14 protein-coding genes and 1 pseudogene are annotated in these 15,998 nt (G+C 42.2%); 9 read left to right on the forward strand and 6 right to left on the reverse strand.

From position 1 onward, the window contains the following. Position 1 precedes the first annotated feature (1 nt). The 4 genes from NST57_RS09955 to NST57_RS09970 form a co-directional block, all read right to left on the reverse strand. Positions 2–1,639, reverse strand: a complete 1,638-nt coding sequence (locus NST57_RS09955; protein WP_341298486.1) for an AMP-binding protein — start codon at positions 1,637–1,639, stop codon at positions 2–4. Between the two features lie 42 nt (positions 1,640–1,681). Beyond that, positions 1,682–2,824 carry an acyl-CoA dehydrogenase family protein gene (locus NST57_RS09960; protein WP_142155230.1) on the reverse strand — a complete coding sequence of 381 codons (1,143 nt, stop codon included), beginning with the start codon at positions 2,822–2,824 and terminating at the stop codon, positions 1,682–1,684. Positions 2,825–2,983: 159 nt separating this feature from the next. Beyond that, a complete protein-coding gene (locus tag NST57_RS09965) occupies positions 2,984–4,519 on the reverse strand; it encodes a glycoside hydrolase family 10 protein (RefSeq protein ID WP_341298487.1) in 1,536 nt (511 codons plus the stop codon). A 24-nt stretch (positions 4,520–4,543) separates the two neighbouring features. After that, on the reverse strand, positions 4,544–5,350 hold the full coding sequence (locus tag NST57_RS09970) for a tyrosine-protein phosphatase (protein WP_341298488.1): 807 nt from the start codon (positions 5,348–5,350) through the stop codon (positions 4,544–4,546). A gap of 171 nt (positions 5,351–5,521) precedes the next feature. Between NST57_RS09970 and NST57_RS09975 the strand changes: the two genes are divergently transcribed. After that, the gene (locus tag NST57_RS09975) at positions 5,522–6,274 is read left to right on the forward strand and encodes a DeoR/GlpR family DNA-binding transcription regulator (RefSeq protein WP_341298489.1); all 753 of its coding nucleotides are present in this window, start codon (positions 5,522–5,524) and stop codon (positions 6,272–6,274) included. A gap of 120 nt (positions 6,275–6,394) precedes the next feature. Next, positions 6,395–6,696, forward strand: a pseudogene (locus NST57_RS09980) (tautomerase family protein); the annotation flags it as partial. A gap of 36 nt (positions 6,697–6,732) precedes the next feature. Here the strand turns inward: NST57_RS09980 and NST57_RS09985 are convergent. Further along, on the reverse strand, positions 6,733–7,287 hold the full coding sequence (locus NST57_RS09985; RefSeq protein WP_341298490.1) for a branched-chain amino acid aminotransferase: 555 nt from the start codon (positions 7,285–7,287) through the stop codon (positions 6,733–6,735). Positions 7,288–7,412: 125 nt separating this feature from the next. Here NST57_RS09985 and NST57_RS09990 point away from each other — a divergent pair, with 125 nt between their 5' ends. The 6 genes from NST57_RS09990 (at position 7,413) to NST57_RS10015 (ending at position 15,146) form a co-directional block, all read left to right on the forward strand. Continuing rightward, complete coding sequence (locus tag NST57_RS09990) at positions 7,413–8,546, forward strand: CdaR family transcriptional regulator (protein WP_341298491.1); 1,134 nt, start codon at positions 7,413–7,415, stop codon at positions 8,544–8,546. 77 nt (positions 8,547–8,623) lie between these two features. Then, complete coding sequence (gene glcD, locus NST57_RS09995; protein ID WP_341298492.1) at positions 8,624–10,033, forward strand: glycolate oxidase subunit GlcD; 1,410 nt, start codon at positions 8,624–8,626, stop codon at positions 10,031–10,033. Next, on the forward strand, positions 10,030–11,370 hold the full coding sequence (locus NST57_RS10000) for a (Fe-S)-binding protein (protein WP_341298493.1): 1,341 nt from the start codon (positions 10,030–10,032) through the stop codon (positions 11,368–11,370). The genes glcD and NST57_RS10000 overlap by 4 nt, the downstream gene beginning before the upstream one ends. A 78-nt stretch (positions 11,371–11,448) precedes the next feature. Then, positions 11,449–12,936: a spore germination protein gene (locus NST57_RS10005; RefSeq protein WP_341298494.1), complete on the forward strand. Its 1,488-nt coding sequence runs from the start codon at positions 11,449–11,451 to the stop codon at positions 12,934–12,936. Between the two features lie 12 nt (positions 12,937–12,948). After that, the gene (locus tag NST57_RS10010) at positions 12,949–14,049 is read left to right on the forward strand and encodes a GerAB/ArcD/ProY family transporter (RefSeq protein ID WP_341298495.1); all 1,101 of its coding nucleotides are present in this window, start codon (positions 12,949–12,951) and stop codon (positions 14,047–14,049) included. Next, positions 14,046–15,146, forward strand: a complete 1,101-nt coding sequence (locus NST57_RS10015; RefSeq protein WP_341298496.1) for a Ger(x)C family spore germination protein — start codon at positions 14,046–14,048, stop codon at positions 15,144–15,146. The genes NST57_RS10010 and NST57_RS10015 overlap by 4 nt, the downstream gene beginning before the upstream one ends. Positions 15,147–15,189: 43 nt before the next feature. Here the strand turns inward: NST57_RS10015 and NST57_RS10020 are convergent, their stop codons facing one another. After that, positions 15,190–15,420, reverse strand: coding sequence for an excisionase family DNA-binding protein (locus tag NST57_RS10020; protein WP_008346618.1), 231 nt, complete (start codon positions 15,418–15,420; stop codon positions 15,190–15,192). 167 nt (positions 15,421–15,587) lie between these two features. Between NST57_RS10020 and NST57_RS10025 the strand changes: the two genes are divergently transcribed. Further along, a complete protein-coding gene (locus NST57_RS10025) occupies positions 15,588–15,995 on the forward strand; it encodes a GtrA family protein (protein ID WP_394804974.1) in 408 nt (135 codons plus the stop codon). Positions 15,996–15,998: the final 3 nt, after the last annotated feature.

Genomic DNA, 15,998 nt, shown 5'->3' on the forward strand with positions numbered 1-15,998 from the left:
TTCACTCCTTTATTAGATCAAGCGCTTGCTCTTTCAAGCGAAACTTCTGAATTTTGCCTGAGGCGGTCATTGGATACTCATCTGTAATGAAAAAGTATTTTGGGATTTTGTAGCGTGCCATTTGCGACTGACAATAGCTCGTTAATGTCTCAATTGAGACCGACTTCCCTTGTTTCAGCCGAATGAATGCGGCTGCTTCCTCGCCGTATGTCTCGTCAGGAATACCAACGACCTGTGCGTCAAGAATGGCAGGGTGAGTGTATAGGACATCCTCAATCTCTTTCGGGTACACATTCTCTCCGCCTCTGATGATCATATCTTTAAGCCGTCCTGTGATTTTCACATAGCCGTCATGATCCATCTCAGCTAAATCCCCTGTATGAAGCCATCCGTCCTCGTCAATGACTTCATTTGTTGCTTCTTCGTTTTTATAATAGCCCTTCATGACATGGTACCCTCTTGTACAAAGCTCCCCCTGCTCCCCTCTTGGCACTTCTTTTGACGTCCCTAGCAAGGCAATTTTCACTTCAATTTGAGGAAGCGCACGTCCGACCGTTTGAACTCGTCTTTCAAACGAATCATCGGTTCTTGTTTGGGTAATGACGGGTGAACTTTCGGTCTGACCATAGGCAATCGTGAGCTCTCTAAGTCCCATTTTTTCAATGACTGCTTTCATGACATGGGATGGGCAGAGTGAACCGGCCATAATGCCCGTTCGTAATGTGGACAGGTCATAAGAGTGGAAATTTGGATGATCGAGCTCTGCGATGAACATGGTTGGTACACCATGAAGAACGGTGCATTTTTCTTTTTCTACTGTTTGAAGGACTCGTTCTGGATGGAATGATTCAAGTGGAATGATCGTTCCCCCTTTTGTGAGACAAGCAAGTACACCAAGAACAGAGCCAAAGCAATGAAAGAACGGCACAGGGATACACATACGGTCTTGCTCTGTTAATTTCATACAATCTGCGATTTGACTTGCATTACAGACGATGTTTGTGTGGCTGAGCATGACGCCTTTTGGATAGCCGGTTGTGCCTGAAGTGTACTGCATATTAATAACGTCATCAGGCGTGAGCTCATCCATTCGCTTCTCCCATTCATGATCCTCGGTTCTTTTTGCAGCCACTTGAAGACGATCCCAGCTAAGCATGCCGTTTGGTACATGCTGCCCGATATAGATGCATCTTTTTAAATAAGGAAATTGTGGGGATGTGATCTCCTCTTGATGAGCGGTTTGAAGTTCTGGAATCAGTTCTTCAAGCATGTTGACATAGGACGTCTCTTTAAAGCCGTCTACAATAAACAACATTTTACTGTCAGAATGCTTGAGTAAATAGGCGAGTTCCTGTGATTGAAAATTGGTATTCACAGTAACAAGAACAGCACCAATGGAGGCGCAGGCAAATTGAAGAATGAGCCATTCAGGTATATTTGGTGCCATGATGGCGATGTGATCGCCCTTTTGAATCCCTAATGCCATAAGACCTTTACCTATTTCCTTGACCTCTCGATAAAACGCTTCGTACGAATAACGTAAAGAACGTTCTGGGTAAACAATGGCTTCATGTGCTGGGTGCTGCTCTTTTTTTTCTCTTAAAAGGGAGCCAATCGTTTGCGGGTGAATCGACATCATTGCTTTCCTCCCTCACGTATAGTAAGCGTTTTCATTAAGGTATTACGCTAACAGCTGTCTTGCGATCACGAGACGCTGAATTTCAGAGGTTCCTTCTCCGATTTCCATGAGCTTGGCATCTCTCACAAGCCGTTCAACACCGCATTCTTTCATATAGCCAGTTCCGCCATGAATTTGGACCGCATCAAGACTTGCCTTTGTGGCCATTTCTGAAGCAAACAGTTTGGCAAAGGCCGCTTCTTTTGTAAATGGTTTGCCTTGATCTTTCAGCCAAGCGGCTTTCCAGACCATTTGTCTTGCAAGCTCTATTTGCATCGCCATATCCGCCAGCTTAAACTGAATGGCCTGGAAGGATGAGAGCGCCTTTCCAAATTGCTTTCTTTCTTTTGCATAGGAAAGTGAAGCATCAAGTGCAGCTTGCGCAATTCCGACAGATAAGGCTGCAATGGAAATTCGTCCGCCGTCTAATGTATATAAAAATTGCTTGAATCCTTTCGATTTGTCTCCCAATAGTTGATGGGCTGATACACGCACTTCGTCTAAAATGATCTCAGCCGTATCTGAACCTCGGACCCCCATTTTGTCATATGGGTTTGTAATCGACAGTCCCTTTTGCCCTTTCTCCACAATAAAGGCGGAGATGATCGGACGTCCGTTTTCATCATGATCTGTTACAGCGGTGACAATAATCGTTCTGGCATAATTGGCATTTGTGATCCAGCACTTTTCCCCGCTGATGACATATTCTTGTCCGTCTTTAATGGCTTTTGTTTTTGTTCCTTTTGCATCTGATCCGGCGTTTGGTTCTGTTAATCCGAAGGAGCCGAGTGCTGTTCCAGAGGCTAACGGAACAAGATGGTCCATCTTTTGCTCCTCCGTCCCGAAGTAATAAAGTGGACTTGCGCCTAAGGAAACCGCTGCGGCATAACTTAAACCTGTACTTGCACACTGTTTTCCAATTTCTTCTACTGCCAGTGCATACGAGATCGTATCTCCTCCAGAACCTCCATATTTCTCTGGAAAGGGTATACCCATTAAACCGAGCTCCCCCATTTTTTGAAAAGTGTTCACGGGAAATACTGCCTGTTCATCAACTGTTTGAGCGTGTGGTGCAATTTCTGTTTTTGCAAATTCTTTGACCATCTGACGGATCATTTGCTGCTCTTTCGTTAATTCAAAATCCATTTTGCTTCCCCCTTTGGCGCTTTTCTATCATATTTATTATTGAAATAGCTGCTTCATGCCAAGCTTGATTGAATTCAGAAAATTAAAATAAAAATAGTAGGAAAATAGAGAAAGCAAAAAAGCATAAATAGAGGATAACCCTCATTTATGCTGTCTTTGTTATTTTACTGTTTTTGTAGAAGGCTTGCTTTCATGATGAAGGCGATTGAGTGCTGTCACTTTGTAGGTATAACTCTTCTTTTGATTCGCTAAAATGTCTTTCGTATGTGTGAAGGAACCTGTTTCTTTTCTGACCGTTTGCACAAATTCGTATGTCTCTTTATTCGACAATCGATAGACTGCATAATAGGATGCACTAGAGCGCAGATCATTTTGTATCTGTAAAACTACGCCATCCTCTGTCTTTTTCACAGATTGGATGATTGGTTTTTTTGGCGCTTTTTGATGAAGCCATGGCATCTCTGGTATAAGAGCTGGTTTGCTATAGGTTTCTTCTATTAATCGTTTCTTTACATTCAAGGGATTCCGATTCATATCCTTCAAACTAAAATGCATGCTTCCTTGTACGAGCTGTGACTCTCTGTTCAGCTTGATCTGGTGAAAATACTCTTCGGGATCAGACCAAGCAGGATCACTGTTTTGATTGATTTTATACGTCGCTTGACCAATGTACAAGTGAACAGGCTGCCCCTTCATTTCATTTGACCACCACTTCGTCAGCACATCATAGGCAGCAGGCTGAAAGCCGATACTCCAATAAATTTGCGGGGTGATATAATCAATATGGTGCTGCTGTATCCATTCTCTTGTATCAGCATACAAATCATCGTAATTGGTCATCCCTGCTGTTGTGTTTGAACCGGTTGGGTCATCTTTTATGTTGCGCCACACACCAAATGGGCTGATACCAAATTTCACATACGGCTTTTCTTTTTTAATGGTGTCATTGATCTGCTTCACTAGCTCGTTCACATTATCTCTTCGCCAATCTTCTATATGTGTGAATTTCTGCCCGTAAGTTTCATACGTTTCTTGATCTGGAAATGGCACACCAGCGATTTTATTCGGGTAAAAATAATCATCCATATGCACCGCATCAATATCGTAGTTTTTCACTACTTCCTCTATCCCGTCTACAATGAAATCCTGAGCATCAGGAATGCCTGGATTAAAGTACAGCTGATTTCCGTAGGCGATGGTCCACTCAGGATGTGCTCTTGCAGGATGATCGTCTGACAATCGGTTGAGATCAGTATGATTCATGGTAATTCGATAAGGGTTAAACCAAGCATGAAATTCAAGGCCGCGTTTATGTGCTTCTTCTATCATAAATTCAAGCGGGTCATATCCAGGGTCTTTCCCTTGTGTACCAGTCAAATATTCAGACCATGGCCCGAATTTCGATGGATAAAAGGCATCTGCTGTTGGTTTAATTTGCATGATGACGGCGTTCATATTCATCGCTTTGATGTCGTCTAACAGTTGAATGAACTCTTGTTTCTGCTCATCTCTGGGCAGTCCTTTCTTTGAAGGCCAATCTAAGTTATAAACCGATGCGACCCACACTGCACGCATCTCTCTTGTGCTCTCAAGCTTCCCTTTTGGCATCGAACGAGCTAGACTGCTAGACGGAATCAATAAGAAGACACCCATGAAAACTAGTGTCAGAACCGTCATACTGATCTTTTTCAGCATGTTTTGCATCACCTCATATTAAGTTTATTCTGCGTTTTGTGATGGAATGCCAGCAGATGGTGTAAGCAAGATGTTTTTTACTTTAAGCAGCTGAGCTTTCGGGACGCCGCAGGCTTCTAGTAAATACTGCTCTGCACTTCCGTATGTATCCATCATCTCTTTCAGTACATCTTCAAGATAATCTTGCTGCACACCAAGCAGGGGTTGAACTTGTTCTTTTGACACCCGATATAAACTCATCATGCGAACAAATCGTTCTTGTCTTTTTACTAACATTTGCACGCCTTCGTTGGAACGCATGTATTCACTTAGTACGGTATGCACTGGCACACCTGCTGCTAATTGAATAAGAGCAGATAAAAAGCCTGTGCGATCCTTCCCGCTTGTACAGTGAAGCATCAGCGGATAATTTTTTTCATCTGATAGGAGTGTAAACAATTGCTGAATCTCTTTTTTTCGCTCATTGAGCATGCTTTGATACAAATCTTTCATGATCAGCGTAAAGGATAGAGACTTTCCTTCTGCTATCAGTATACGAAACATCGTCCATTTACTAGGCATCATGCTGTCAGGCTGCATAGGGATATGAACAATTTTGTCATGTTCCATGATCTTTGGCGGGTGTGATTTTCGTTCTGAGCTTGTACGCAGGTCACAAATTGTTTGAATTCCAAGTGTTGAGAACGTCAATATGTCTTGCTTCGTGAGACGTGATAAATCGGCAGATCGATAAATCATTCCTTGTTTGATCACCATCTGATCCGTTGCTTGGAGTCCGCCTACCTCTCTAAAATTTGCTAGCTTTGAAAATTGTATGTTGGGTTGATTCATAGAAGTGAAAATCCTTTCTATCCTCTTTTCTCTATCATACGCTTTTATGAAAAATGAGAAAAGATAAGAGAAAAAGATCGTTCGCTCCTCCCATGTTGATCAGAGACATCTTTTGCGTGGAATTATTGTTATAATAGAATCAGCATATTCGTATTGATTGGAGATTGTAGCATGATAAAAACAAAACGTATTCAGCAAATAAAAGAGTATGTATTTGACCGGGAATCTGCCTCTCTTGATGAGCTTGTGACGCATTTTGGCGTCTCAAAAAACACAATACGCCGAGATGTACAAGCATTGGTAGAATCCGGCGTGCTAAAGAAAGTCTACGGGGGCGTCGCTGTGAATCACTCAACATTGGTGGTGTATCAGGAGCGAAAAACTCGTCAGCTGAGTAAAAAACAACTGATCGGACAGGCTGCCGCCGCATTTGTTGAACAGGGTGATATGATTTTTGTTGATTCAGGTACAACAACGCTTGAGATGCTTCCTTATTTGAAGGAGAAACGGATTACCGTTGTGACAAATAACGTGGATTTCATTACACAAGCTATGCCTTATGAACACCTCACCATCTTTTCAACCGGCGGTATGCTAGAGCGAAAAACAAATTCTTTCGTTGGTTATCAAAGTGTTGAGCGTCTAAAAGCATACAATGTCAATAAAGCCTTTATTGCATCAACTGGTTTATCCATTGATCACGGCGTCACGAATTCCTCCCCTCTTGAGACAGATATTAAAAAGACACTCGTTGAAAAAAACGCCAAAACTTTTTTATTAGTCGATGATAGTAAGTTCGACCATTATGCCTTGACCACGTTTTGTGACTTAAAAGATATTGACATCGTCGTGACGAACGAACAACCAAATGAAGATTACCTTCAATATGGAAAAGAGCATGATGTGAAGTTTGTCACGCCTTAGTCCAGAGCGAAAAAGCCATACGCCAGTCTTTTGGCTTTTTTTGCATGAGTGGAACACGGTCCTTCTAGATACATTATGCCTATCGCACATCTAATAGATGTTTGGAGGTTGGCTTGACGGCTGGGCACTTGCCATGAAGAAATAGTTGATGCCTTTGGGGTACCTGAACGAGATCGCTATCAAATTGTTCATCAGCACTGCCTTAGAAGAGATGATGATTGAAGACACTGGGCTCGGTTATCCGAGAACAAAAGATCTTGTTGTCAGTAAACAATGGACGAAAGAGCAAAAGGAAAAGCTTTATGCTCAAATCGCAGAACGTGTAAAAACAGAATGTGGGGTTGATGATCTCCATCGTCGAAAATGGAGACGCCGATTGGAGCTTCGGGATGGGTGAGGCCCAATTCATAAAAGGATGGCTCAAAAAAACGGCTCAGGAATTTGAGCCGTTTTTTGATTCATTCATTTTCAAGCTGCATGAGCAAGTTGAATAAATAGCGGTACACTGCTGAGATCACACCAATCAAAGGTGTATCTTCTTTGATGTCCTCTAGTTCAAGAAGCGGAATGTTGATATCAAATAACCCGTCTTGTCCATTAAATTGAAGCTGAGCCCCATTTAATGTTGAGAGCATCTCTTTTAGTATTCCAGTATCTTTTTTGGGACGCTTCAATCCGAATAACACGGTATAGGTTTGAAATACTTCATCCCATTCTATGGCAAGTCCGTCGGCTCTCACCACATCAAACCACTTCGACTCGATATAAATGAATTCTTTTTGTTGTTTTTTTACGTATGTAAGAGGTGTATTTAAAAAGGAGGCATTTTCTGTTTGAATCATTTCCTCCGTTTCCTTGTCTACACGTTCTATATAAACATCAGCAAAGCGTGCTTCTTCTTTCATTTTTGCCCCTTCTAGCGGCCAATTTTGACTTGCGGCTTTGTTATATTCAAAGTCGGTGAGCGCCTGCCCTTCTTTCAGTAAATCTTGTAAGCGATTTTGCAGTGACATGGCTGTGTCTCCTTTCATCTACTTCATATGCGTTTTTTATTTTAGCATAACACATGAAAAGAAAGATATGCCTGAGCATATGATGGTATGATAGTGTAAAAAGAAACATCTCGGAGGGGACCGTTTTGCTCACAATGACACTGGCAGAAAAAATCGTAGATGAGGTCAAAAAGGTACTGACGGAAGAAATCATCATCACACAAACAAACGGTACCATTATTGCTGCAACAGATCCAGCACGCATTGGTCAATTTCATGAAGGAGCATATGTCACATCCTTAGAAGGGCAGAAACGAATTCTCACAAAGGATGATGTGCTGCAGATGAAAGGCGTCAAAGCCGGTATCAATCTGCCTATTTATTTTAAACAAGAAGTCATTGGGGTCATTGGAATGACAGGCGATCCAAGGCATGTGTCCCCTTTTGGCGACATTTTACGTAAAATGACAGAGCTACTCATTCAAGAACATGAATTTTTTCAAGAAACGGAAACAGATGAACGGCAGCTTGAAGCCTTTGTGTTCGACTGGCTTCATCTGCCAGAGACAGCGGTTGATATGACTGATAAAGCGCAGCGGCTTGGCCTTGATGTCAACAAGCAGCGTGTCGCTATTCTCATTGATTGTCAAGATGAATCGTTTATGAAGCAGGATCAATACAAACTGATGAAGGACAAATTGCACCTGACCAATCAGGAGATCATTGTGCGCTGGGGGCATGCACGTTTTTTGCTCATGCTGCAAGCCACACCAGATGGTCGTGATACATGGCACAAGCGCCTGTTCCATATCCATGCTGCGCTCGCAGCGCTGTCACCATCGAGGATTTTAATGGGGGCAGGAAAACCAGCAGCTTCTCATGTCATGAAGCAGTCCTTTCACCAAGCCTTTCGCGCTTTAAAATTGGCGCATGCTGAAACACCCATTGTGTTTGATGAAGATTTGACGCTTGAACTTTTTATGGAGGAAATCAGTCAGGAAACAAAAGATGCGTTTCTTGATCGAACGATTGCGTCCCTTTTCCCCTATCCTGAACTAGTGAAAACTTTGCGGGTACTCATCGCTTCGGATTACTCATTGAAACATACAGCGGAAGCCATGCATGTCCATATTAATACACTTCATTACAGATTAAAACGAATCCAGGATTTAACCACACTTGATCCAAAGCGCATGCAAGATGCGATGCTTTTTTATTTGGCATTGCTGCTTTTAGATCATGATACAAAAAATACGATAAAACAGCCAGATATTTTGTAGAATCGTCCATAGGCATGTGACGGTTCTTTTTTTATACTGATAGAAACGAGACGTTAAATGAATGGGAGTGATTGTATATGCTGGATTCAGAATTTTCAAATCAATTAAAAGAGATTGTCGGCGCGTCCTATGTCCAAGACAGCAAGGCAGATCGTCTTGCCTACTCTTATGATGCGACACCAAATTTTCAACAGATGCCAGATGCCATCGTGACACCGCACACGGCAGAGGAAGTGCAGCAAATTGTGAAACTGTGCGCCTCTTACAAGGTACCGATCGTCCCAAGAGGTTCAGGGACGAATCTTTGCGCAGGAACATGTCCTACCCAAGGCGGATTGGTGATTCTCTTTACTAGAATGAACCAGCTTTTAGAAATAGACGAAGAAAATCTCACTGCAACGGTGCAGCCTGGCCTAATTACACAGGCGTTCATTCAACAAGTAGAGGAAAAAGGCCTCTTCTACCCGCCTGACCCAAGCTCTATGAAAATCTCCACACTAGGCGGCAATATTAACGAAAATTCAGGGGGGCTGCGGGGGTTAAAGTATGGAGTGACAAGGGATTATGTCCTTGGGCTTGAAGTGGTTTTGCCAAATGGTGACATCATCAAAACAGGCGGAAAGCTGGCAAAGGATGTCGCTGGATATGATATGACTCGATTGTTCGTTGGTTCAGAAGGAACACTCGGGATTGTCACAGAAGCAGTGCTAAAGCTCCTGCCGCTTCCAGAAACGAAACAAACAATGCTTTGTTTATACGAAAGCCTTGAAGAAGCTGCGACTTCTGTATCGGCCATCATTGCTGAGCGTATCATTCCTGCTACATTAGAATTTATGGATCAGCCGACCCTTGAAGTCGTTGAAGATTTTGCAAACATCGGCCTGCCCACCGATGTTCAAGCTGTGTTATTAATTGAACAGGACGGCAACCCTGAAGCTGTTTCTCGTGATATCCAAAAAATCGCAGAAGTCTGTGAGCAGCACGGGGCTAAAAGCGTCAAGATTGCACATTCAGAAGAAGAGGCAAGTGCGCTCTTAACAGCGAGACGCTCTGCTTTATCTGCCCTTGCTCGATTAAGCCCTACAACGATTTTAGAAGATGCTACCGTCCCCCGGTCTGAAATTGCCAATATGGTTCGTGCAATCGAAGACATTGCCCGAAAGTACGAGGTGAACATTTGTACGTTTGGTCATGCAGGTGATGGCAACTTACACCCCACTTGTGCGACAGATGCAAGAAATGAAGAAGAAATGAAACGGGTAGAAGCTGCCTTTCAGGCCATTTTTGAAAAAGCCGTTGCCCTTGGCGGCACGATTACAGGCGAACATGGCGTGGGCCTCATGAAAGCCCCCTATTTGGAGCTGAAGGTCAAAAAAGAAGGAATCGCTGCCATGAAGGCGATTAAACAGGCACTTGACCCAGCACATATCATGAACCCAGATAAAGTGTTTGGAAAAGCCTCAAGAAAGCGAGTGGTGGTCTCATGAGTTCTTCTTCTAAGCAAAAAGAGATCCAGCAGCAGTTTCAGGAGCAAATGGATGAAAAAGAGCTGCTTAATTGTATGCGCTGCGGCTTCTGCCTCCCTTCCTGTCCTACCTATATTGAATCTGGACAACAAGAAACGCACTCCCCTCGGGGCCGAATAGCGTTAATGAAGGCGGTCAGAGATGGCGTCATTGAGCCAGATGAAGATGTTGAACATTCACTCAATCTTTGTCTCGGCTGCCGTGCATGTGAACCGGTCTGCCCTTCTGGCGTTAAGTATGGACAGCTGCTAGAAGATGCAAGAGACATTATTCAACAGCATAAGAAACAATCGTTTCCCGTCAAATTGATGAGACGTGTTGTGTTTAAAGGTCTCTTTCCTTCACAAAGTCGTATGCGGCAAGCTGCTGGCCTTCTTCGATTTTATCAAACATCTGGTCTGCAAACAGCCGCCAGGAAGACTCGCATACTGAAGGTGCTTCCCTCCCATTTACAGTTGATGGAACAGGCATTTCCAAAGGTGCCGCCTCAAAAGAAAAAACGTTTGAATGAATATAAAGCCATTGGTCAGGCAAAAAAACGGGTGGCGTTTTTTACTGGCTGTTTAATGGATACTGTTTTCTCAAGCACCAATGAAGCGACCATTCATCTCTTGCAGCTGGCAGGCTGCGATGTGATCGTTCCTCCTATACAAACGTGCTGCGGCGCGCTACATGGTCATAGCGGAGAAAAAGACCAAGCAAAACAGTTAGCCAAGCGGAATATTGAAGCATTCGAGGAAACAGATGCCGATGCGATTGTCATGAACGCGGGCGGCTGCGGCGCCTTTTTAAGTGATTACAGTCATTTGCTTCAGGATGACCCAGATTTTCAAAAACGAAGTAAAGCCTTCTCACAGAAAATAACCGATATATCAAGCATCCTTGTGGAGCTGGAGTTTCACCGCCGCGTGCCACTGGCTTTGCCAGCGCAAGTAATCACCTATCAAGACTCCTGTCATTTACGAAATGGGATGAATGTACAACAGGCGCCGAGGGTGCTCATGAAAGCCATCCAAGGGGTAACGTTTAAAGAAATGAAAGATGCCGGCCGCTGCTGCGGATCTGCAGGAATCTACAATATCTTGCAGCCAGACATGTCGATGCAAATTTTAGATCATAAAATGACGGAAGCGAGCAACACAGCTGCAGCTGCCATTGTGACGTCGAATCCAGGCTGTCAATTACAAATGGCAGCAGGTGTCAAAAAGGCAGGACATATGCATAGCATGAGAGCGATTCATCTGGCTGACTTTTTATTAGAAGCCGTTCAATATGGAAAAAAAGCGTCCAGCTCGTGAAGCTGAACGCTTTTTTTATGCATATCTTCAGACGATTGGTTGGATAATAGAGGAAAATCACGGAAGGAGATGGTTCAAGTGCTGAAGAAAAACAAATCTCATCAAAAGGACCCGAATTCAGTATTTGAAGCATTATCGCGTTCCTCTGATTTTATCAATGAATTATCCAGTTCGGGAGGTTTTCTTTATAGAATTTCTTTTTTTCGTTCTTTAATTAATGGCAATCTCCTTCATGAACAAATCTTGCCTTTTATTCAACAATTGCATCTGACACCAACCCTTGAAGAGCTGAAAGAACACATCCCAATTGAACAAGCTGTGATTACGAGGGATCTTCAAAAAGTGGAAGAAGCTCTTCATCGCGGCAGTATTGCTGTTCGAATTGAGACAGACTGGGGCAAAGCGCTCCTTTTGCCGATTGAAGAAAAGAAAGGCAGACAAGTGAGTCAACCTGAGATTGAATTCGGTATCATTAGTGCGCAGGAAGCCTTTGTGGAAGGGCTGGATACAAACTTAAACTTGCTCAGACGCAGGCTACCCACTCCTGAACTTAAAGTAGTTGAACACACAGTTGGTACCCTTTCTCAAACGAAAGTAGCCGTTGTATACATAGAGAATATCGCCAACCCGCAGAACATTGAAACCGTTCTTCAGCGGGTTCAAGATGTTGACTACGACCAAATTCTAGATTCTAATTATCTTGCGCAAATGCTTTATGATGTGTCCAATACAATCTTTCCATTGTTTTTAAATACAGAACGGCCAGACAGGGTTTCCTCAGGTCTAACGGAAGGAAAAATAGCCATCATGGTTGATGGTTCACCTCATACCCTGCTTGCACCTACAATTTTACTCGAGTATTTTTCTACAATGGAAGACTATAACATGTCTTGGATCGCAGCATCCTCCTTTCGGCTGTTACGCATTTTTGCTGTGATATTTTCTATTTTTGCAACCCCTTTGTATGTAGCAGTTTTAACGTTTCACTATGAACTGATTCCCAAGGACTTATTAGAAACGATTGTAGCATCACGTTATCTCGTGCCCTTTCCGCCTATTATTGAAGCATTATTTTTAGAGATATCGATTGAGCTGCTTAGGGAAGCCGGGTCTCGCCTTCCTGCAAAAGTCGGACAGACGCTCGGGATTGTTGGAGGTATTGTGATCGGACAGGCTGCGGTTGCAGCGGGATTAACAAGTAATATCCTGCTCATTATCGTCGCATTATCAGCTCTTGCCTCTTTTGTCACCCCTATTTATAAAATGGGGACGACCATTCGTCTCTTACGTTTCCCATTCCTTTTTGCTGCACAAGTGTGGGGAGCGCTAGGGATTGCGCTAATGGGGGCTTTTCTTCTTACACATTTAATGAAATTAACGTCTATAGGCCAGCCTTACTTAGAGCCAATCTTTCCACTTCGATTGGCCGATTTAAAGGGTAGTTTGATTCGGCCCCAACTCCGCTTTTTGAAAAAACGTCCACAAAATTTACGCCCGCAAAATGAAACGATACACCGCCAAAAGCCAAAGCAGGGCCGTAAGGGGAAAAATGATTTTTATGAATAAGGAAGTGAAGGCATGAGCTCTTCTTCTGTGAAAGAAAAATTTCAAGTATCCCCTTTTTTTGTGTTTTTTCTGATCAATGCCAATCAAGTAGGTGTTGGTATTTTAAATTTCCAGACGAATCTTGTCCGGACGATTAATAATGATGGGTGGATCGCCATTTTAATTGCTGGTGCAAGCGTCAATTTGATGATCTTCCTCATTTACTTTTTGTTTAAAAAAGCATCTACTGACGAATTTAGTGACATTACGCAATCTGTGTTTGGTAAATGGCTCGGACAATTCATCAACATTCTCTACATTTTATATTTTTCTTCATTGTCTTTGATTGTGCTTATTCATTATATGGATGTGATCCATGTTTGGCTGTTTAAAGAAATTCCTGGTCTTTTATTTGCATCAGTGCTGCTCATCCTCGTCTATTACATTCACACAGGCGGATTTAGAACAATCGCCGGTTGGGCATTCTTTAGCATTGTCCTAACGTACTGGATGACCTTTATCTGTTTTTATGTCATGAAATATAGTCACATCCGGTTTATGTTCCCCATGTTTGATCATTCATTTTCACAACTCATGATGGGGGTCAAAGATGCCTCTTTATCCATGTTTGGTTTTGGAACATTGCTTGTCTATTATCCCTTTATTAAAAAGGCACAAACGTCGCAAAAATTTGCACATATGGGAGTGTTGCTGACTACATGCCTCAATTTGCTTGTATTTCTCGTCTCTATAGCGTACTACTCAAGTGCTCAGCTCGAACTAACGAAATGGCCGACATTGACATTAACCAGCATTGTCAAACTTCCGTTTATCCAGCGCTTTGAATTTATTGAAGTGTCACTATGGCTTTTGCTCATCGTTCCAAATATCGCCATTCCATTATGGGCAGCAAGCAGAATGGCGAAACAAGTGTTTCACAAGAGCCAGCGCGTGACGTTAATTGTTCTCAGCCTTCTCATTCTCGTTATGTTTTCATTTTTTATCGAGGCCACCTCTTTTAAGACGTTTAATAAATGGGTGGAATATAGCGGATACATCCTCATTTATGGATTGATTGGATGTATGATCATTGGGCTGCTGCTGAAAAAAAGGTGGGTGAAAAAACGCGCATGAAACATTATATTCTCGTGTGTCTTATGTTATTGAGCCTATTCTTAACAAGCTGTGCACAGCCTCGTCTCTTAGATGAATTAAGTATCTCGCAGGCGGCGGGATTCGACTTATTGGATGATGGAGAAATGAAAGGCTTCTTTGTTTTCCCTGTTTTTAAAAGCGAAGAGCAAGGAAGTTACCAAATTGTAAGTGCCAAGTCAAATACCATTAGTAATATTCAGTTTCTCGTTTCAGAAAAATCGCCTTTCCCCGTTGTCATGGGACAAGTACTCGTGATTTTAATAAGTGAAAAGCTGGCGAAAGAAGTGGGTATGATTGATTTGATGAATTACATCTATCGTGATCCGATCATTGGGTCACGTCAAGTATTTGCCATAGTAGGCGGAGAAGTTGAAGATTTGTTGTATACAAAGATGAATCAAACCAACTTAAATATAGGTGTATATCTTTCAGATTTGCTGGCCCAAAACATGCGAAACGGCAATGAACCTGTCACGAATCAGCATATTTTTATGAATCAGATGATGGCAAAAGGCGTAGATGCCTACCTCCCTTACATTAAAAATACAAGCAACTCTATTAAAGTGTCAGGTGTCGCTCTTTTTGATCAAGAAAAAATGGTTGGGCATATTCCTGCAGAAGAAACATTTACGTTTAAAGCCATGATTGAAAATCATAAAAATGGGATTTATGAGTTTCGATTTAATGACAGAAAGAAAACCCATGTTGTCATTGAAAATATCAAATCACATGTGTCTTTTCACATTAAACCAACTGAAAACCTTTCAAAAAAGCCTCATATCACGATTGATATCAAGCTGAAAGGTGAATTAAAAGAATTCATGAAATCGAAAAAAATCGATACTCCTTCTATCTTGCAGCATGTTGAAAAAGAAGTTGAGGAGCGTGTGGCCCAGCAAGGAAGAGACCTTGTTCATTCCTTTAAAAAACAAAAAATTGATCCGCTTGGACTTGGTTTGAGATATCGCTCTAAAGATAAAGCGATGACACCGGAGAAATGGCAAAAACTCTATCCTGATGCAGATGTTCAAGTGAATTGTCATATGAAGATTGTCCAAACAGGAGTCAGTCAATAAAAAAGACTGTATGAAAAGGTTCTCCCTTCTCATACAGTCTTTTTTAATCTTCATCTTTTACGTCCGGGTCCTCAGGGATCGGTTCATTTAAGATGTCTTGAATGAGCTCTTTATATTGTTCTAGCTGTTTCATATGTGTTTGAAACTGCCCTTGATAAATAAGATACGATTCCCCGTCAAATACGTAACGAATCTTTTTTTGCTGAATTAATTTTTCAACATATGCTTCAGATACTTCTAAGTATTCAGCTGTTTCTCCAATTGTTAAATACATGCATGTGCACCACCGTTCGTTTCATCTTATAAATTATATCACGAGCTGTTGAAAAAACAGATATCGCTTGTTCATGTTTTTTTCATCTTTTCTTCATTGATTCGTCAACTCGCTTTTGTACAGTATTCATACACCCACTCAAACACTAGGAGGTGATGATCCTTCGCATGACAAAGAAAAATATTCGGACCTATGCCGCATTTTTAACTGTAGGCGCTAGCAATACGATGATTGACTTTCTGCTCTTCTTTTTTTTAACTGCCTGCTTTGTTCCCTCTTTTCTTGCACAATGCCTGTCCTATACTGCAGGAATGCTGAACAGTTATGTTTGGAATCGAAAATGGACGTTCCAAGTGAAAAAGAAAGCTGACAAGTGGGAATGGATCAAGTGGGCCACAGTCAACGGCGCAGCGTGCCTCCTCACCTATGTTGTCTTATATGTCATGCAGCAAGCAGGTTTCTCATTATTCATTAGTAAAGCGATTGGTACCCTTCTTGGCATGATGATCACTTTTACTGGAAGCCGCCTATGGGTTTTTCCATCAGAAAATAAACCATCAGAAATGGAGCGATGATTC

The organism is Bacillus sp. FSL M8-0077, from assembly GCF_038050255.1.
GTDB lineage: Bacteria > Bacillota > Bacilli > Bacillales > Bacillaceae > Bacillus > Bacillus altitudinis.